This window comes from Pseudomonas sp. Nvir (assembly GCF_963778085.1).
GTDB lineage: Bacteria > Pseudomonadota > Gammaproteobacteria > Pseudomonadales > Pseudomonadaceae > Aquipseudomonas > Aquipseudomonas juntendi.
In genome coordinates this window covers 2,302,688-2,320,461 of record NZ_OY970405.1, presented here as the reverse complement: position 1 = coordinate 2,320,461, position 17,774 = coordinate 2,302,688, and the positions used below count along the sequence as shown (strand labels likewise).

The 17,774-nt window shown below is 63.4% G+C and carries 18 protein-coding genes; 10 read left to right on the top strand and 8 right to left on the bottom strand.

Annotated elements, in window-relative coordinates:
- Nucleotides 1-100: 100 nt before the first annotated feature.
- From AACG97_RS11135 to AACG97_RS11110, 6 genes are all read right to left on the bottom strand, one after another.
- The gene (locus tag AACG97_RS11135) at nt 101-1,156 is read right to left on the bottom strand and encodes a DUF1615 domain-containing protein (protein ID WP_290370991.1); all 1,056 of its coding nucleotides are present in this window, start codon (nt 1,154-1,156) and stop codon (nt 101-103) included.
- Nucleotides 1,157-1,179: 23 nt separating this feature from the next.
- On the bottom strand, nt 1,180-1,731 hold the full coding sequence (locus AACG97_RS11130) for a hydrolase (RefSeq protein ID WP_009686446.1): 552 nt from the start codon (nt 1,729-1,731) through the stop codon (nt 1,180-1,182).
- A 57-nt stretch (nt 1,732-1,788) separates the two neighbouring features.
- Nucleotides 1,789-2,508 carry a thioesterase II family protein gene (locus tag AACG97_RS11125; protein ID WP_029887292.1) on the bottom strand — a complete coding sequence of 240 codons (720 nt, stop codon included), beginning with the start codon at nt 2,506-2,508 and terminating at the stop codon, nt 1,789-1,791.
- On the bottom strand, nt 2,505-2,726 hold the full coding sequence (locus AACG97_RS11120; protein WP_009686443.1) for an MbtH family protein: 222 nt from the start codon (nt 2,724-2,726) through the stop codon (nt 2,505-2,507). The genes AACG97_RS11125 and AACG97_RS11120 overlap by 4 nt, the downstream gene beginning before the upstream one ends.
- A 92-nt stretch (nt 2,727-2,818) precedes the next feature.
- The gene (locus AACG97_RS11115; protein ID WP_033691107.1) at nt 2,819-3,220 is read right to left on the bottom strand and encodes a hypothetical protein; all 402 of its coding nucleotides are present in this window, start codon (nt 3,218-3,220) and stop codon (nt 2,819-2,821) included.
- 67 nt (nt 3,221-3,287) lie between these two features.
- Nucleotides 3,288-4,172 carry a LysR family transcriptional regulator gene (locus tag AACG97_RS11110; RefSeq protein WP_125854627.1) on the bottom strand — a complete coding sequence of 295 codons (885 nt, stop codon included), beginning with the start codon at nt 4,170-4,172 and terminating at the stop codon, nt 3,288-3,290.
- A 146-nt stretch (nt 4,173-4,318) separates the two neighbouring features.
- Between AACG97_RS11110 and AACG97_RS11105 the strand changes: the two genes are divergently transcribed.
- Together AACG97_RS11105 and AACG97_RS11100 are read left to right on the top strand one after the other, a co-directional pair.
- Nucleotides 4,319-5,338, top strand: a complete 1,020-nt coding sequence (locus AACG97_RS11105; RefSeq protein ID WP_125854626.1) for an alpha/beta hydrolase — start codon at nt 4,319-4,321, stop codon at nt 5,336-5,338.
- Nucleotides 5,339-5,659: 321 nt separating this feature from the next.
- Nucleotides 5,660-6,895 carry a hypothetical protein gene (locus tag AACG97_RS11100; protein ID WP_197884802.1) on the top strand — a complete coding sequence of 412 codons (1,236 nt, stop codon included), beginning with the start codon at nt 5,660-5,662 and terminating at the stop codon, nt 6,893-6,895.
- Nucleotides 6,896-6,959: 64 nt separating this feature from the next.
- Here AACG97_RS11100 and AACG97_RS11095 read toward each other — a convergent pair whose 3' ends face one another.
- Nucleotides 6,960-7,253 carry a DUF1330 domain-containing protein gene (locus AACG97_RS11095; protein WP_115293889.1) on the bottom strand — a complete coding sequence of 98 codons (294 nt, stop codon included), beginning with the start codon at nt 7,251-7,253 and terminating at the stop codon, nt 6,960-6,962.
- A 77-nt stretch (nt 7,254-7,330) separates the two neighbouring features.
- On the opposite strand from AACG97_RS11095, the gene ribBA reads away from it, so the two are divergent.
- The 7 genes from ribBA (at nt 7,331) to AACG97_RS11060 (ending at nt 15,449) form a co-directional block, all read left to right on the top strand.
- Entirely contained in the window at nt 7,331-8,452 is a 1,122-nt protein-coding gene (ribBA, locus tag AACG97_RS11090) for a bifunctional 3,4-dihydroxy-2-butanone-4-phosphate synthase/GTP cyclohydrolase II (RefSeq protein WP_029887298.1), read from the top strand.
- A 265-nt stretch (nt 8,453-8,717) separates the two neighbouring features.
- Nucleotides 8,718-9,743, top strand: coding sequence for an ABC transporter substrate-binding protein (locus AACG97_RS11085; protein ID WP_009686436.1), 1,026 nt, complete (start codon nt 8,718-8,720; stop codon nt 9,741-9,743).
- Nucleotides 9,740-10,657, top strand: coding sequence for an ABC transporter permease (locus tag AACG97_RS11080; RefSeq protein ID WP_009686435.1), 918 nt, complete (start codon nt 9,740-9,742; stop codon nt 10,655-10,657). The genes AACG97_RS11085 and AACG97_RS11080 overlap by 4 nt, the downstream gene beginning before the upstream one ends.
- Nucleotides 10,658-10,663: 6 nt before the next feature.
- Nucleotides 10,664-11,470 carry an ABC transporter permease gene (locus tag AACG97_RS11075; protein ID WP_197884801.1) on the top strand — a complete coding sequence of 269 codons (807 nt, stop codon included), beginning with the start codon at nt 10,664-10,666 and terminating at the stop codon, nt 11,468-11,470.
- A 17-nt stretch (nt 11,471-11,487) separates the two neighbouring features.
- On the top strand, nt 11,488-12,636 hold the full coding sequence (locus AACG97_RS11070) for an ABC transporter ATP-binding protein (RefSeq protein ID WP_009686433.1): 1,149 nt from the start codon (nt 11,488-11,490) through the stop codon (nt 12,634-12,636).
- Between the two features lie 286 nt (nt 12,637-12,922).
- Nucleotides 12,923-14,230 carry a substrate-binding domain-containing protein gene (locus tag AACG97_RS11065; RefSeq protein ID WP_115293888.1) on the top strand — a complete coding sequence of 436 codons (1,308 nt, stop codon included), beginning with the start codon at nt 12,923-12,925 and terminating at the stop codon, nt 14,228-14,230.
- 178 nt (nt 14,231-14,408) lie between these two features.
- Nucleotides 14,409-15,449 carry a TerC family protein gene (locus AACG97_RS11060; RefSeq protein WP_225785607.1) on the top strand — a complete coding sequence of 347 codons (1,041 nt, stop codon included), beginning with the start codon at nt 14,409-14,411 and terminating at the stop codon, nt 15,447-15,449.
- 22 nt (nt 15,450-15,471) lie between these two features.
- On the opposite strand, the gene AACG97_RS11055 is transcribed toward AACG97_RS11060, so the two are convergent.
- Entirely contained in the window at nt 15,472-16,701 is a 1,230-nt protein-coding gene (locus AACG97_RS11055; RefSeq protein ID WP_225785608.1) for an acyl-CoA dehydrogenase, read from the bottom strand.
- Nucleotides 16,702-16,840: 139 nt separating this feature from the next.
- Between AACG97_RS11055 and AACG97_RS11050 the strand changes: the two genes are divergently transcribed.
- Complete coding sequence (locus tag AACG97_RS11050; RefSeq protein WP_115293887.1) at nt 16,841-17,767, top strand: LysR family transcriptional regulator; 927 nt, start codon at nt 16,841-16,843, stop codon at nt 17,765-17,767.
- The last annotated feature ends 7 nt before the right edge of the window (nt 17,768-17,774 follow it).

The following is a 17,774-nucleotide window of genomic DNA, read 5'->3' as shown; positions in this document are numbered from 1 at the left end:
TCAACAGTCCGTCGCAAATCCTGGGGCCGCTTTGCGGCCCTTTCGCGCTGCAAGACCGCGCCCGCCTCGGCAGTGGCGACATTGACAGTGCACCTGGGCGCTAGCGCTTCATGCACCGTTGGTAACGCTCGTCCACCCGCCCTGCAAACCACGCCGTGGTCAGCTTGCGGGTAATCTTCGGGCTCTTCAGTTCGATCCCCGGCAGCACCGCTCGCGGGAGCGGCTTGCCAGCGGCCGCGTCGGCCAGGGCAAATACCCCGGCGTACAGCTTGCTGTCCTCGAACGCCAGGCTGTCGCCGTCCTCCAGTTGGCGGCGAATCTGCGGGTTGCGCAGCCCCAGCTTCCCGCCCACTTTGCGCGCCGCCGTTTCGGTCGCGCCCGGCATGATCGACCCCGGTGCGATCAGGTCGCCGTCCAGCGCCAGGCGCACACCCGTGACCTTGCTCAGCGCCGCTTGAAACGCCGCATTGCGGCTGGCGTACCAGCCCGCATTGAAATCGGCGAAACGATAGAGCGGGCGTTCGTAGCTGGCTGGGTAACCCAACAAGTGGGCGATACCGAAGTACATGCCACCGCGCCGGGTGAACACCTCCTGGCGAATGCTGCCGTCATGGCTGTAGGGGTACCCCTGTGCATGCTGTTCGGCAAAGTCGATGCTGACCTGCATCGGCCCGCCGGTGTGCACCGGGTTCAGCCCGCCAAGCAAGGTCCTGCCCAACGGGAGCCGGGCAATGACCTCGTCGTACAATTCGCTCAACTGTTTCTCGCTGCGCACTGCCTGTAGCCGCTGCTGGTAGCTTTGGCCGTTGCCAGACGGCGTTTTCAATGCTCCATCGATCAGCAACCTGGGGATGTGCAGGCGCGCGGCGCGGCGGTCGATTTCTTCACGGGCGATACGCCCCAGGCTGGGCACCTGTGGATCGGCGGTGAAGGTCGACTCCTGCTCGGTGACCGCCAACACGGCACACAGGTTGCTCTTGCTGGGGGGGATGCGCTGGGCCTCGAAGGCCACCTGGATGTCCTTGGCCCAGCCCTCGCGGTCGCGGGCTTGCGTGGGCAGCAACCGCAGCAGTTGGGCGCGAACCTCGGCCGGGTCCGCTGCGGGCACTTCTTCGCGGCGCCCGGCGCAACCTTGCAGCAGTGCAAGGGCCATCATGCCTGCCGCCCATAACCGGCCGTTCAGGGCTGTTCACCGACCAGGTAGGTCTTGCTGATGTGGCGGAACAACGGATGCGCCGCACTCCCCATCAGCTCGAACAGCACCATTTCCCGGGTCACTACCTGCGCACCGGCTTCGCGCATGCGCGCCAGGCCCGCCGCCTTGCTGGCCGCCGTGCGGCTGTCACAGGCATCTTCGACCACGAACACCTGCTTGCCTAGCGCCAGCAGGCCGAGCACGGTCTGCAGCACGCAGACATGGGTCTCCATGCCACACACGATCACCTGTTCACGGGCCATCAGGCTGTCGGGCAAGCATTGGGCGGCAACGCAGGAAAAATGGCTTTTCTCCACCACCTGGGCGGCCGGTGCCGCCGCCAGCAACTCGGCCAGGGTGTGGCCCAGACCCTTGGGGTACTGTTCGGAAATCACCACCGGCAGCTCCAGCTCGGCGGTCGCCGCCAGCAGCCAGCGGGCCCGCGCCCAGGTGCCTTCGGCGTCGCTCATGGCGCCGATGAGCTTTTCCTGGATGTCGACGACCAGCAGCGTGGCCTTGTGTGGTTCGATCAGCATGCTCTGCCCCTTGCCTGGGAAAAGGCCTAGCCTCCCCCAGGCAAGCGGTGACGTCAATCAGGCGGACAGGCGCAGCGGTTGCAGCGAGGCAGTGAGGGCGTCGAGCACACGGTCTTCATGCTCGTGGATGAAGAAGTGCCCGCCGGGGAACATCTGCAGCGAAAACTCGCCGTGGGTTTCTTTGCCCCAGGCCCGCAGTTGCTCGTCATTGGCCCGGTCATCAGTGCCGGCCAGCACATGCAGCGGGCAGCTCAGGGCCGGCCGCTGACGGTAGGCGTAGGTGCCGCACAGCAGGAAATCGGCGCGCAGTGTCGGCAAGGTCAGGCTCATCAACTCGGCATTGGCCAGCACTTCCTCGGGCGTGCCTTGCAGCTCACGCAGCTCGCTGATCAGCTCGGCGTCGGTTTTGGGCTCGCGCCAGCGCCTGCCATCGTAATCTTCGCGCCGGGTCGGGGCCGCCGTGCCGCAGGCAAACAACGCCAGCGGCGCCGGGCAGCCCAGCGCTTGCAGCTCATGCGCCAGCTCGAAGGCCAGCAAGGCACCCAGGCTGTGGCCCAGCAACGCGTAGGGTGCATTGGCGGCCAGGCGCTGCTCGCTGGCCAGTTGCCGGGCCAGCGCCTGCATGTCGGTGTGCAGCGGCTCGGCCATGCGGGAGCCGCGCCCGGGCAGCTCCACCGGGCGTACCTGCACCCACGACGGCAGCTTGCGCCGCCAGCGGCTGTAGACCATGGCGCTGGCCCCCGAGTACGGCAGGCACAGCAGGTTCAGTGCGGTCACTGGGGGGCGGCTTCGGCCATTTTCTGGCGCAGGCTGAGGGGGCGCATGTCGGTCCACACCTCGTCGATGTACGCCAGGCATTCCTTTTTCAGGCCGCTTTTGCCCACTGCACGCCAGCCGTTGGGGATGGCTTTGTAGTCGGGCCAGATCGAGTATTGCTCTTCGTGGTTGACCACTACCTGGAACTGGATATCTTCGCGGTCGAATACAGAAGTCATTGCCTGTCTCCTTGAATGATGAGTACCGCTGCGCGCTTGGCGCAGGAGGCTTTCAAGTAGACGTAGCAAGCCGGCGGAAAATTAACTTCATCTCATGCATCGCGCAGCAGGTCGTGGGTATCGAGCAGGCGGAACGCAACCTCGGGATTGCGTTCCAGCCCGCGGCGGATCGCCGCCGGGATCGCCTGCCGGGTCTTGCGGCACAGCCCGGGCTGGTTATCCAGTTCGATGACGATGCCGCGCATGGTCCGCACTTCATTGAAGCCCGGGGCGATGTGCACGCGAATGCCAAGATTGTCGAACAGGCGCTGCTGCAGGCGCTGCAGGTCTTCAAGGTCTTTCAGGTTTTCCAGGCGCTCGAGCAGGCGCTTTTCTTCCTGGCGGGTCAGCAGGAGTATGCGCTGGGCGGTCTGCGGGTGGTCGGCCAGTTGTTCGCGGCCACAAATGCAGGCGCCAGGGGGGCAAGGCTGGCGCAACGGTGGAGAGCTGGTCATGGGCCAAGCATAGCCAGTTTTTGCGGGTGCTTGTAGAAGCGGTCTTTATATCGCCCGTGCCCTGGCTTTACAACTGCAGCAAGCGCTCGCGCAGGAAGTTCACGAACCCTTGCACCGGCCGCGCCACCTGCCGGTGCTGCGGGTACACTGCCGACAGCTGCAAAGCTGGCGGCCGCCAGTCATCCAGCACCGTGACCAGGCGCCCATCGGCCAGCGCTTGCCCTACGATGAAGGTCGGCAGGTAAGTCACCCCCATGCCGGCAATCGCCGCGTCCCTTAGGATTTCACCATTGTTCGCGCGCATGCGCCCGGCCACCTGAATCGCCTGGGCCTTGCCAGCCTGCCGAAACTGCCACTGCACCTGCCGCGAATGCCCATACGGCAGGCAGTCATGCCCGGCCAGGTCCTCCGGCTTGGCCGGCACACCGCGCGCCGCCAGGTAGGCCGGGCTCGCGCAGTACACCCGCTGCACATCGGCGATGCGCCGGGCAATCAGGCTGGAGTCCTCCAGCGCGCCAATCCGCAACGCCAGGTCATAGCCTTCGCCGATCAGGTCCACCGCCCGGTCACTGAGGTCCACCTCCACATCCACCTGCGCATGCAACTGCAGGAACTCGGTCAGCAAACAGCCCAGGTGCGCCATGGCGAACGACAATGGCGCGCTCAGGCGCAAGGTGCCGCGCAAGGCCTGGGCCTGGCCGCTGATGTCGTGCTCCACCTGCTGCACTTCACCCAGCAGGCGCATGGCCGACTGGTAGTACTGCTGGCCCAGCGGCGTGGCGTCCAGGCGCCGGGTGGAGCGGTTGAGCAGGCGCACGCCCAGGCGCGCTTCGAGTTGCATCAGGCGCCGGCTCACCGATTGCTTGGACATCCCCAGGCGGTCGGCGGCGGCAGTGAAACTGCCGGCCTCCATCACCTGGGCAAAGATTCGCATGTCTTCGTAGGGGTTCATTGTCTCGCTCTTGGTGACAGTAAAACGCTTTATAGCGGCTTTTTCCCACGAGCGCACCTGCCTAATCTACGCACAGGTCGCAGCGATGGCCCAGCAGGCCAGGCAAGACGACCATTCCCGACACTTGCACAGAAAAGGATTCGCCCATGAACATTGTCCACAAAACACTCACCGCCTCGCTTCTGGCGCTGTCCGTTTCCAGCGCGTTCGCAGCGGGAAGCCCAGGGGTGGAGCAACGCACCCAGGCCTTCCTCGAAGCCCTGGAGCAAGGCGGCGGCAAGCCACTGGAGCAACTCAGCCCGAAAGATGCCCGCGCGGTGCTGACCGGCGCCCAGGCCTCGGCCAAGGTTGACCTCTCCGGGATCGAGGTGAAGGAACGCACCATCGAGGCCGACGGCCAGTTGATCAAGCTGCAGGTGGTTCGCCCGGCCAATGTCAAAGGGGCGTTGCCGGTATTCATGTTCTTCCATGGCGGTGGCTGGGTGCTCGGCGACTTCCCGACCCACCAGCGGCTGATCCGTGACCTGGTGGTTGGCTCTGGGGCAGTGGCGGTCTATGTCGACTACACCCCGTCGCCGGAGGCGCATTACCCAACCGCGATCAACCAGGCCTATGCCGCGACCCGCTGGGTGGCCGAGCACGGCCAGCAGATCGGCGTGGATGGCAAGCGCCTGGGCGTGGCTGGCAACAGCGTCGGTGGCAACATGGCGGCGGTCGTGGCGCTGAAGGCCAAAGAAGCTGGCACCCCGGCCCTGCGCTTCCAGCTGTTGCTGTGGCCGGTGACGGACGCCAGCTTCGAAACCGCTTCGTACAAACAGTTTGCCGAAGGGCACTTCCTGACCACCGGCATGATGAAGTGGTTCTGGGACAACTACACCACGGATGCCAAGGCGCGGGAACAGATCTACGCCGCGCCGCTGCGGGCTACCACCGAACAGTTGCAAGGCTTGCCGCCAGCGCTGGTGCAAACCGCCGAGTTCGACGTGCTGCGTGATGAAGGTGAGGCCTATGCCCGCAAGCTGAATGCCGCCGGCGTGCCGGTGACCTCGGTGCGCTACAACGGCATGATCCATGACTACGGGCTGCTCAACCCGCTGAGCCAGGTACCGGCGGTCAAGGCGGCAATGCGCCAGGCTGGCGCCGAACTCAAAGCGCACCTGAACTGAGCCCATGACCGGAAGACCTGCCCAGGCCCAATCGAGATGTTGGCGCTCGGTCACCTGGGCTTGGACCGAATGCTGATAGAACTGCCAGTAGCCGCCACTTTTTTCCTGTGCGCAAATTGCACCAAAGCCCACGATAGCTATGCGTGCGGCTGTGCTGCTCCACTCAGAAAAAGGTGCTCGCCAATGTGGACACGAATAGCTCTGTCGCTTCTAACCCTGGCAAGTTTGATCGGTTGCGTGTCGCACACGTCCCCTGTGCTGCCTGCCCGTCCGCCCGCGCAGACTCAGGCACTCACAAGCGCAACAGCCAAGTCACAGCAGTTGATCGAATTGAACAAGCGGGGTGAACAGGCGGTTACGCAACTGAAAGTCTGGTACGACTCGGTCACCGAAGACTGTGGTGGGCCTGACAAACCCAGCTACCTGTGCAGCGGTTTTGAAATGCGTGCCACCGGTTTCAGCCCAGAATCGCTACCTTGGGACCCGAGCCGCAAGCACTTGGATAAAGGCGCCATAGCGTTTTCCTGGGTGCGCCGCGACACCAACTTCGGCAGGGCGGCGGAACGCTTCAATGGTTTTTTGTTCCCGCCGCTGCAGGCCATCCCGCACGGCAAGCTGCGCGAGCTCGAAGTACTGTGCACCTTCCCCATCGATGGTGGCACGGACAACCGCGAAACTGCGCAGGGGTGCGGCCCGCATGATGGGTTTGAGAGCACCACGGATGCGTGCCAGAAGGTCGGCGTGAAGGATGCCGAAGCGTGGTTGGCAACGTACAGCGAAGATGACATCAGAAAATCAAGAGTCTGCGGATGGGACCTTCGCGAAGCACCCGCGAACATGAAGGCCCGGTGGTTCGAGATGCCGTTAAAAGTCAGGGCAGGTTTGAGCGCCGATGCGTGGATGGGCTACAACGAGATTTTGCTCCCAACCTGGCAAGTCGGCGTGGGCGCCGACTTGCCTGTTTTTGCATTTTTCTATGTCGAGGGTCAGACGCAGGCTGGCTTGCTGGCGCAGTTCGACCAGTTCCGGTATCACGCAGCGTATGGCCAGGCGGTGCCTGTAATCCGAATCAAGCTGCCCACGGCGAAGGATCAGGTTATGCAGCTCACCTACGATGAGCAAGACCAAGCGGTAGGTCGCCCCATCGTGCCTTCGGAGGTCGATTTCGAGTCCGAGCAGGTCGGTGACCGCAAGGAATTCAAGGTTGACCAGACGACATTCAAACTACATGGCACGGGAGGGATCAGCGACGATTCGCACAGCGGCGATGGAAGTGCCATAAAGGCAAAACATCTTACGTTCGACGGTTCAACCGAAATTCTGCTGCCTGGTACAGGTACCCGCCGCGTAAGTTACGACTGGGGGTGCAGTGATCTATGTACCAGAGATCTCACCTTTACGGACAACCACAAACGGCTGAGTGACCGTGACGGTATGCATTATGGGTCCGATGAGCTAACGGTGAACGGCCCTGAAATCCTGCACCTTCACATGGTTGAAGACGGCGAAAATCCGCGCATGGTCATCGACAACGTGCACGTTACGCAAGCGCCTTGAGCTTCTGTTTTGCCAGTGGTGGCCCTATCGCCGGCTCGCCGGCGTCAGGGGCATCAACCAACACTCACGGCCCCACCCCTTCAACGATGATCACGTCGGCCTTCGCTACCCCTTGGCGATGGCTGCACGCCTCCTGGTACAGCTCAGACCGGTAACACGCCACCGCCTGCGCGTAGGAATCGAATTCGATCACCACGCTACGCTGAGGTGTGGGCCGCCCTTCCAGCGCCTCGCTGCGCCCGCCACGGGCCAGAAAGCGGCCACCGAATGCCTGGAAGGCAGCCGGGGCGCGTTGGGTGTATTGCAGGTACTGCTCGGGGTTGGTCACGTCCACATGGGCGATCCAATAGGCCTTCATGCACTTTCTCCTGATTCGTCGATATTTGTGTATGATGGTATACCATAAAAATGACACCACCACAGCGAGCGTGCAACATGGCTTTCAACACCATCGAGGAACTTCTCGAGGACTACCGGCAAGGCAAGATGGTCCTGCTGGTGGATGACGAGGATCGAGAAAACGAAGGCGACCTGCTGATCGCCGCCGAGCGTTGCGACGCCCAGGCCATCAACTTCATGGCCCGCGAAGCGCGGGGCCTGATCTGCCTGACCCTGACCGACGATCACTGCCAACGCCTGGGGCTGGAGCAGATGGTACCGGCCAACGGCAGTGTGTTCAGCACCGCGTTCACCGTGTCGATCGAAGCTGCCACGGGCGTCACTACGGGCATCTCTGCCGCCGACCGGGCACGTACCGTGGCCGCCGCCATGGCCCCCACGGCCCGCCCCGAAGACCTGGTCCAACCCGGCCATATATTCCCCCTGCGTGCCCGCGAAGGCGGCGTACTGACCCGCGCCGGCCATACCGAAGCTGGTTGCGACCTTGCGCGCCTGGCCGGCTTCAGCCCGGCCTCGGTGATCGTCGAAGTGCTCAACGATGACGGCACCATGGCGCGTCGCCCGGACCTAGAGGTGTTCGCTGCACGGCATGGCATCAAGATCGGCACCATCGCCGACCTGATCCACTACCGCCTGAGCACCGAGCAGACCATCAAGCGCATCGGCGAACGTGAGCTGCCGACCGTGCATGGCACCTTCCGCCTGGTCACCTATGAAGACCGCATCGAAGGTGGCGTGCACATGGCCATGGTAATGGGCGACATCCGCCGCGAGCAGCCAACCCTGGTCAGGGTGCACGTGATCGACCCCCTGCGCGACCTGGTTGGTGCCGAGTACGCCGGCCCCGCCAACTGGACCCTGTGGGCGGCACTGCAGAAGGTGGCCGAGGAAGGCAGCGGCGTGGTGGTGGTCCTGGCCAACCATGAATCCTCGCAGGCATTGCTGGAGCGGGTACCACAGCTGACCCAACCGGTGCGGCCTTACCAGCGCGGGCAGTCCAAGGTGTACTCGGAAGTGGGCACCGGAGCACAGATTCTGCAGGACCTGGGGGTGGGCAAGCTGCGCCACCTGGGGCCGCCGCTGAAATATGCGGGGCTGGCGGGTTATGAGCTGGAGGTGGTGCAGAGCATTCCCTTTGAGCCAGGCCTGGTGGGCTGACGCAGTGCCTTTTAGGCGCGGCCTTGCGTCGCGCCTACAGAGGTTCGCGCAAGCATGCAGAGGACAGAGTGATGGCCGGTCGCCTCATACCTCTTGCCAAAAGTTTGGAATACCATAATATGATATCCCGTAGACCTTAAATCTGCTGGCCGGCATCCACAACGCCAGATGGCCATCGACACTTTGTTTTAGCTGCTCCCCGAACACTATTGGCGGGCGCACCACAAGCCCAGCCTCGAATAACAAAAGCAACGAGGGCGTAACCATGCTGTTGAGCAAACGTGTAACCGCAGTGCTGTCTGCCAGCCTGCTGACCCTGGCATGTCAGGCCGCCCAAGCCGCCGACAGCCTCAACTTCGTCAGCTGGGGCGGGACCACCCAGGACGCCCAGAAAGAAGCGTGGGCCGTTCCCTTCACCAAAGCGACCGACATCAAGGTAGTCCAGGACGGACCGACCGACTATGGCAAGCTCAAGGCCATGGTCGAGAGCGGTAACGTGCAATGGGACGTGGTCGACGTGGAAGCCGACTTTGCCCTGCGCGCCGCCAGCGAAGGCTTGCTCGAACCCCTCGATTTCACCCAGATCAAGCGCGACAAGATCGACCCACGCTTTGTGTCCGACCACGGTGTCGGCTCGTTCTTCTTCTCCTTCGTGCTCGGTTACAACGAAGGCAAGCTCGGTGCCAACAAGCCAGTCGACTGGGCCGCGCTGTTCGACACCAAGACCTACCCTGGCAAACGCGCCTTGTACAAATGGCCCAGCCCAGGCGTGCTGGAACTGGCCCTGCTGGCCGACGGTGTAGCCCCCGACAAGCTCTACCCGCTGGACCTGGACCGCGCCTTCAAAAAGCTCGACACCATCAAGAAGGATATCGTCTGGTGGGGCGGTGGCGCTCAGTCGCAGCAATTGCTGGCCTCTGGTGAAGCTGCGCTGGGCCAGTTCTGGAACGGCCGCGTCTACGCCCTGCAGCAAGACGGTGCCCCGGTGGGTGTGAGCTGGAAGCAGAACCTGGTCATGGCCGATTTCCTGGTCATCCCCAAGGGCGCCAAGAACAAGGACGCGGCCATGAAGTTCCTGGCCAACGCCAGCAGCGCCGAAGGCCAGGCCGAGTTCGCCAACAAGACCGCCTACGCGCCGGTCAACGTCGACAGCGTGGCCAAGCTGGACAAGGACCTTGCACCCAACCTGCCTACCGCCCATGCCCAGGACCAGGTCACCCTCGACTTCGCCTACTGGGCCAAGAACGGCCAGGCCATCGCCGCGCGCTGGAATGAGTGGTTGGTCAAATGAAAGTCGCCATCAACGCCCTGCATAACGCGCAAGGTGCCCCCACGGGGGCCGGCGCTCCGGGCACCGTACCGCGGCGCGTGGGCCTGAGCCAGCGCTGGAAAGGCAGCCGCAACCTGCTGCCGGCCTTGCTGTTCCTGGGTCTGTTCTTCTTCGCCCCGCTGATCGGCCTGTTGCTGCGCGGGGTACTGGAGCCAACGCCCGGGCTGGGCAACTACGAGCAGCTGTTCGCCAACTCGGCTTACGCACGGGTGCTGTTCAACACCTTCTCGGTGGCCGGTGTGGTCACCCTGATCAGCGTGCTGCTGGGCTTCCCGCTGGCGTGGGCCATCACCCTGGTGCCCAAAGGCTGGGGCCGCTGGCTGCTGAACATCGTGCTGCTGTCGATGTGGACCAGCCTGCTGGCACGCACCTACTCGTGGCTGGTGCTGCTGCAGAGTTCGGGGGTAATCAACAAGGCGTTGATGGCCATGGGCATCATCGATGCCCCGCTGGAGATGGTGCATAACCTGACCGGTGTAGTGATCGGCATGAGCTACATCATGATCCCGTTCATCGTGCTGCCGCTGCAGGCGACCATGCACGCCATCGACCCGATGGTGCTGCAGGCAGGCTCGATCTGTGGCGCCAGCCCGTGGACCAACTTCTGGAAGGTGTTCCTGCCACTGTGCCGCTCGGGGCTGTTTTCCGGGGCGCTGATGGTGTTCGTGATGTCGCTCGGTTACTACGTCACTCCGGCACTGCTGGGCGGGGCGCAGAACATGATGCTGCCGGAATTCATCATCCAGCAGGTGCAGTCGTTCCTCAACTGGGGCCTGGCCAGCGCCGCCGCCGCACTGCTGGTGTTGATCACCCTGGTGCTCTTCTACCTGTACCTGAAGCTGCAGCCGGAGTCCCCGGTTGGCAACCCGAGGTAAACCGCCATGCTCCTTTCACCCAATGCCATGGGCCGCCCGCTGCGCACAGGCCTGTACCTGACCACCGGGGTGATCGCAGCCTTCCTGCTGCTGCCGGTAGTGTTCATCGTGTTGCTGTCGTTCGGGTCGTCGCAGTGGCTGGTCTTCCCGCCGCCCGACTGGACCCTCAAGTGGTACGGCCAGTTCTTTTCCAACCCCGAGTGGATGGAGGCTGCACTGGCCAGCTTCAAGGTGGCCGTGCTGACCACCGTTGCGGCGGTGCTGCTGGGGTTACCCAGCGCGTTCGCCCTGGTGCGTGGCCGCTTCCCGGGCCGTGAACTGCTGTACGGGCTGTTCACCATGCCAATGATCGTGCCGCTGGTGATCATTGCGGTGGCGGTGTACGCGCTGTTCCTCAAGCTGGGCTATACCGGCACGCTGTTCGCGTTCGTGGTCAGCCATGTGATCGTCGCCCTGCCCTTCACCATCATTTCGATCATCAACTCGCTGAAGCTGTTCGACCAGTCGATCGAGGATGCCGCCGTGATCTGCGGCGCGTCGCGCCTGCAGGCAATCTTCAAGGTCACCTTCCCGGCCATTCGCCCGGGGATGATTGCCGGGGGCCTGTTCGCCTTCCTGGTGTCCTGGGATGAAGTGGTACTGAGCGTGATGATGGCCAGCCCCGACCTGCAGACCTTGCCAGTGAAGATGTGGACCACCCTGCGCCAGGACCTGAGCCCGGTGATCGCCGTGGCCTCGACCTTGCTGATCGGCCTTTCGCTGCTGGTCATGTTCATTGCCGCCGCCTTGCGCCGGCGCACCGAAAACGCCTGAGCGCGGAGATAACAACAATGAGTGCAGTGATCAAAGACAACGCGCACGGCAAGACCCTGGTCAGCCTGCGTGGCCTGAACAAGCACTACGGCGACTTCACCGCCGTGGACAACCTCGACCTGGAGATCCAGGACGGCGAGTTTCTGACCTTTCTCGGCTCCAGCGGCTCGGGCAAGTCCACCACCCTGTCGATGCTGGCCGGTTTCGAAACGCCGAGCAGCGGCGAGATCCTGGTCGACGGCCAGTCGCTGGTCAACGTGCCGCCGCACAAGCGTGATATCGGCATGGTGTTCCAGCGTTACTCGTTGTTCCCGCACCTGAACGTGCGCGACAACATCGCCTTTCCGCTGGCCATTCGCAAACTCAATGCGGGCGAAACCAGCAAGCGCGTCGATGCCATGCTCAAGCTGGTGCAACTGGAACAGTTCGCCCACCGCAAGCCGTCGCAGATGTCCGGCGGCCAGCAGCAACGTGTGGCGATTGCCCGCGCGTTGGTGTACGAGCCACGCATTCTGCTGATGGACGAGCCGCTCGGGGCCTTGGACAAGAAGCTGCGTGAAGACCTGCAGGACGAGCTGCGTCAGCTGCACCGCCGCCTCGGCATCACCATTGTCTACGTGACCCACGACCAGGAAGAGGCCATGCGCCTGTCGCAGCGCATTGCCATTTTCAGCCACGGCAAGATCGTTGGCCTGGGCACCGGCTACGACCTGTACCAGAACCCGCCGAATGCGTTTGTGGCATCGTTCCTGGGCAACTCCAACTTCCTGCGGATCAAGGCCAGCAGTAACGGCGCAGCCAGCTTCGAAGGCCAGCCGGTGGCCATCCGCCTGACCCCGGGGCTGGCAGCCTCGCAGGATGCGCTGATCATGGTCCGCCCGGAAAAAGCCCTGGCCCTGACTGCCGAGCAAGCCGCGCGCCAGCCGCTGCCGGCAGGCTGGAACGAGGTCAGCGCCAAGGTTGGCGAGGTACTGTTCCTGGGGGAAAGCCAAACCTGCCATGTGGTCACTGCTGGTGGTACCGAACTGACGGTCAAGGCACTGTCTGCAGCGGGTATGCCGATGCAGCCAGGGGACAGCGTGAAGGTGCGCTGGGCAGTGGCAGATGCCTGCATCTACACCGAATGGGCCGAGAGCGACCTGAGCAAATCGGCCGGCGCGCATTGAGACCGCCAGGGCCGGCTTGCGGCCCATCGCCGGCAAGCCGGCTCCCACAGGGATCGCATCAGGGCTGACAGGCGCTGAAGATGCTGCGGCCACCTTTGCCAGAAACCATAGAATCTCCCACAACGTACAGCACAGGTCTTGAGAACATTGCTATCGGTGTGGGAGCCGGCTTGCCGGCGATGGGCTGCACAGCAGCCTCGACAGCCTCAAGCCCATTGACTGTCACATTATCATCACGCCCCTGTCGTAATCTGCCGGCCAACTCTATGCCACAGGGCCACCCGGCATGCCACGCCTGCTTGTGCTACTGCTCACCGTGCTACCGCTGGCCACCGTGGCCGAACCGGTTCATTTGCGTGTGCAAGGCTCCAATACCATCGGCGCAGCCCTGCTGCCGGCGCTGGTGGAGGGCCAGCTCCGTGCGCAGCAAGCCAGCGCGATCCAACGGCAAGCCGGCAAGCTGCCCAACGAAACCGTGATCACGGCCCGCGACACGCAGGGCCAACCGGTACGCATCGACATCGCTGCCCACGGTTCCAGCACCGGCTTCACCGCCCTGGTTGAGGGCGAGGCCGACCTGGCCGCCGCCTCACGGCCGATCAACGACAACGAAGTACTCCAGTTGCGAGCGTTGGGCGACCTCCGTGCTGCCGCTTCCGAGCAAGTCATTGCCCTGGATGGCGTGGCGGTCATTGTCCACCCCGACAACCCGCTGCCGCAGCTCAGCACAGGGCAACTGGCGCAAGTTTTCTCTGGTCAGATCCAGCGTTGGGAAGAATTGGGCATTTCCGGCGGGGCCATTCACCTGTACGCCCGTGACGACCGCTCCGGCACCTTTGAAACCTTCAAGGCACTGGTACTGGCGCCACAGCACGCGGCACTGTCAGCCCAGGCCCGGCGCTTCGAATCCAGTGACGAACTGGCCGCAGGGGTGAGCACCGACCGCCAGGCCATTGGCTTCAGTAGCCTGGCCGCCATTCACGGGGCCAAGGTGCTGGCGGTGGCTGAAGGGGACGCCCCGGCCATGCTGCCAGCGCGCGCCCTGGTGGCCAGCGAGGACTACCCCCTGTCACGGCGCTTGTACTTCTATCTGCCGGCCAACCCCAAACCACCCGCCAAAGCCCTCGCGGACTTCGCCCAAAGCCCGGCAGGCCAGGCCATCGTCGCCCAGCAAGGGTTCGTTTCGCAGCAGATACAGGCCCTGCCAGTGCCACCACAGGCAGGCATGCCGCCGCGCTACCGCAACCTGGCCAAGCAGGCACAACGGCTGAGCGTGAACTTTCGCTTTCAGGCAGGCAGCGCCAACCTCGACAACAAGGCCCTGCGTGATGTGCGAAGGGTCGCCGATTACCTGCACCAGGCCGGCAAGCTACAAGGCAAGACAGTGCTGGTTGGCTTCGGCGACCCCAAGCTGACCCCAGGCCGCGCTGCGCTGCTGTCGCGCTTGCGGGCGCAGGCGGTGCGCCGACAGTTGGCACGTAACGGCGTCGCAGTGCTGCAGGTGACCGGCATGGGCGCTGAATTGCCTGTGGCCGGCAACGAACGTGAACAAGGGCGGCTGCACAACCAGCGTGTGGAGGTGTGGGTGTACTGAGCAACAGGGTGATGCTGTTCACGGCCGTCTGGCAAACAAATGTAACAGCTCCGGATTCGGCAGCGCAGGCAAACAGGTCTAGCCTTAACCCTATGTGATACCGGGCCCCTCTGACGGCTGCCACGCCGTGATGTCGGATCACTGTTGCCACGCAACGTCGACATTCAAGGAGGGGCTCATGACAGCTCTACAGGCGTTTCTCACCACCCCGTTCCTCGGTACCAGCACCTGGTTGTGGCTGGTGTTCATGGCCATCGTCATCGGCCTGCTGGTACTCGACCTCGGCATACTGCACCGTCACGAACGTGAAATCGGCATGCGCGAAAGCCTGCTGTTGTACTCCGGCTACTTCAGCATCGGCGTGCTGTTCGGCGGTTGGGTCTGGTTCCAGCTAGGCGCGCAATCGGCGCTGGAGTTCTACACCGGCTTCCTGGTCGAGCAATCGCTGTCGATGGACAACGTGTTCGTCATGGCCATAATTTTCAGCTATTTCGCCATCCCCCGCCGTTACCAGCACCGCGTGCTGTTCTGGGGCATCCTCGGGGTGGTGATCCTGCGCGCGATCATGATCGGGGTGGGCGCAGCACTGGTGCAGAACTTCGCCTGGGTGCTGTACCTCTTCGGGGCCTTCCTGCTGTTCACCGGGGTGAAGATGGCGCTGGCCAAAGAAGACAGCCATCCAGACCTGGCCAACAACCCAATCCTCAAGTTCGTGCGCCGGCACCTGCGGGTGACCGACGAGATCCATGGCTCGCACTTCTTTGTCCGCCAGACACCCCCGGGGCAGAACAAGGCCCTGCGCCATGCAACGCCGCTGTTCCTGGCACTGGTGCTGATCGAGCTGGCCGACCTGGTGTTCGCAGTGGACAGCGTACCCGCGATCTTCGCCATCACCCAGGACCCGTTCATTGTCTACACCTCGAACATCTTTGCCATTCTTGGCCTGCGCTCGCTGTACTTTGCGTTGTCGGCGCTGATGCACCGGTTCGTATACCTCAAGTACGCACTGGCGCTGGTGTTGATCTTCATCGGCTGCAAGATCTTCTACCATGGCATGGTCGGCAAGGTGCCGGCGTTGCTGTCGTTGGGTGTGACGTTCGGGCTGTTGCTGGGTGGGGTGGTGATTTCGCTGCTCAAGACGCGGGGGCAGCAGCCGGCTGTGGTGGATCAGCCGCCGGCACACGGTACCCCCCAAGCCAATGCCGGCCACAAAGAGTAGGCCTGACGAGAATCAGCCTGCCTCACCGCCCGCTGCGCAACATCTCTGCCGGCACATACTTGCCAATCTCATACTTGCCGATCGCCGCCCGGTGCACTTCATCGGGCCCGTCGGCCAGGCGCAGGGTGCGTTGCATGGCGTACATGTACGCCAGCGGGAAATCGCCGCTCACCCCTGCCCCGCCATGCAGCTGGATCGCCCGGTCGATCACCTTCAGCGCCACGTTCGGCGCCACCACCTTGATCTGCGCGATCTCGCTGCGCGCGACCTTGTTGCCGACCGTGTCCATCATGTACGCCGCTTTGAGCGTGAGTAGCCGGGCCATGTCGATTTCCATGCGCGAATCGGCAATCTTGTCGACGTTGCCCCCCAGGCGTGCCAGAGGCTTGCCGAAGGCGGTGCGCGCAACCGAGCGCTTGCACATCAGCTCCAGCGCCCGTTCGGCCATGCCGACAGAACGCATGCAGTGGTGGATACGCCCAGGGCCCAGGCGCCCCTGGGCGATCTCGAAGCCGCGGCCCTCGCCGAGGATCACGTTTTCGTAAGGCACCCTTACGTTCTCGAACAGCACCTCGGCGTGGCCATGCGGGGCATCGTCGTAGCCGAATACCGGCAGCGGGCGAACAATCTTCACACCAGGCGTATCGGTTGGCACCAATACCATCGAGTGCTGCTGGTGACGCGGGCTTTCCGGATTGGAGAGGCCCATGAAGATCATCACCTTGCAGCGCGGGTCGCACGCACCAGACGTCCACCATTTGCGCCCATTGATCACCCACTCGTCACCGTCACGCACCGCGGTCGCGACCATGTTGGTCGCGTCCGAGGAAGCCACATCCGGTTCGGTCATGGCGAAGGAGGAACGAATCTCGCCCCGCAGTAGCGGCTCCAGCCACTGGCGTTTTTGCGCCTGGGTGCCGTAGCGCACCAGCACCTCCATGTTGCCGGTATCCGGGGCCGAACAGTTGAACGGCTCCGGGCCGAGCAGTGAGCGGCCCATGATTTCGGCCAGCGGCGCGTACTCCAGGTTGCTCAGGCCAGCGCCGTACTCCGACTCGGGCAGGAACAGGTTCCATAGCCCCTCGGCGCGGGCCTTGGCCTTGAGCTCTTCCATGATCGCGGTGGGCTGCCAGCGGTCACCCTCGGCGACCTGGCGGTCAAACACCGCCTCGGCGGGGTAGACATAAGCATCCATGAACGCGGTGACACGTTCGCGCAGTGCCTGGACCTTGGGCGAATAGGCGAAATCCATCGGGGTTACCTTCACGGTTCGAAGAACATGGCCAGAGCCTAGAGCAGCGCAACCCGATCCACCTAGTCTATTTTCCGCGTGTATGAACATTCATAACCGATATATGATCGGCAGATAACTCCAACAAAGAGCGGCGCCCATGAACCTCAGCAAGGTCGACCTCAACCTGTTCATCGTGTTCGATGCGATCTACACCGAAGCCAACCTCACCCGCGCCGGGCAGATCGTCGGCATCACCCAGCCGGCAGTGTCCAACGCCCTGTCGCGCCTGCGCGAAACCTTCAACGACCCGCTGTTCGTGCGCACTGCGCAAGGCATGGTGCCCACGCCCATGGCGCAGAACATCATCGGCCCGGTGCGCAACGCCCTGGCGCTGCTGCGCACGTCAGTACAGGAAAGCCGCATTTTCAACCCGCAACAGGCCAACAAAACCTTCCGTATCAGCATGACCGACCTGACCGAAGCGGTCATTCTGCCGCCCCTGTTCCAGCGGCTGCGCCGCCTGGCGCCTACGGTGCTGATCGAGAGTTTCCTGTGCAAGCGCCGTGAAACCACCAAGGAGCTGGCCGCCGGCCGCCTGGATTTTGCCATCGACGCACCGTTGAACACCGACCCCCAGGTCCGCCACGTGAAGCTGATGCAAGACCGCTATGTCTGTGCCCTGCGCCAGGGCCACCCGCTGTCGGACAGCAAACTGACCCTCGACAGCTACCTGGGCATGACCCATATCCACATTTCCAGCCGCCGCAACGGCCTGGGGTATGTCGACCTGGCCTTGGGCAAGATGGGCGTGCAACGCAAGGTCGCCCTGCGCTCGCAGCACTACCTGATGGCCTCGCAAGTGTTGCAGCAGACCGACATGGCAATGACCGTCCCGGAGCGTTTCGCTCGCCGTCATCAGCTGCGCTACCACCCGTTGCCGGTGGAGGTCCCGGCCCTGGAAACCCACCTGTACTGGCACGAAAGCACCGACCAGGACCCGGCCAACCGTTGGATGCGCGAGCAGATCACCGAGCTGTGCCAACGTGTGGTAGCCGACGAAGAAAAAGCGCTTGAACCTGCCTAAAATACGC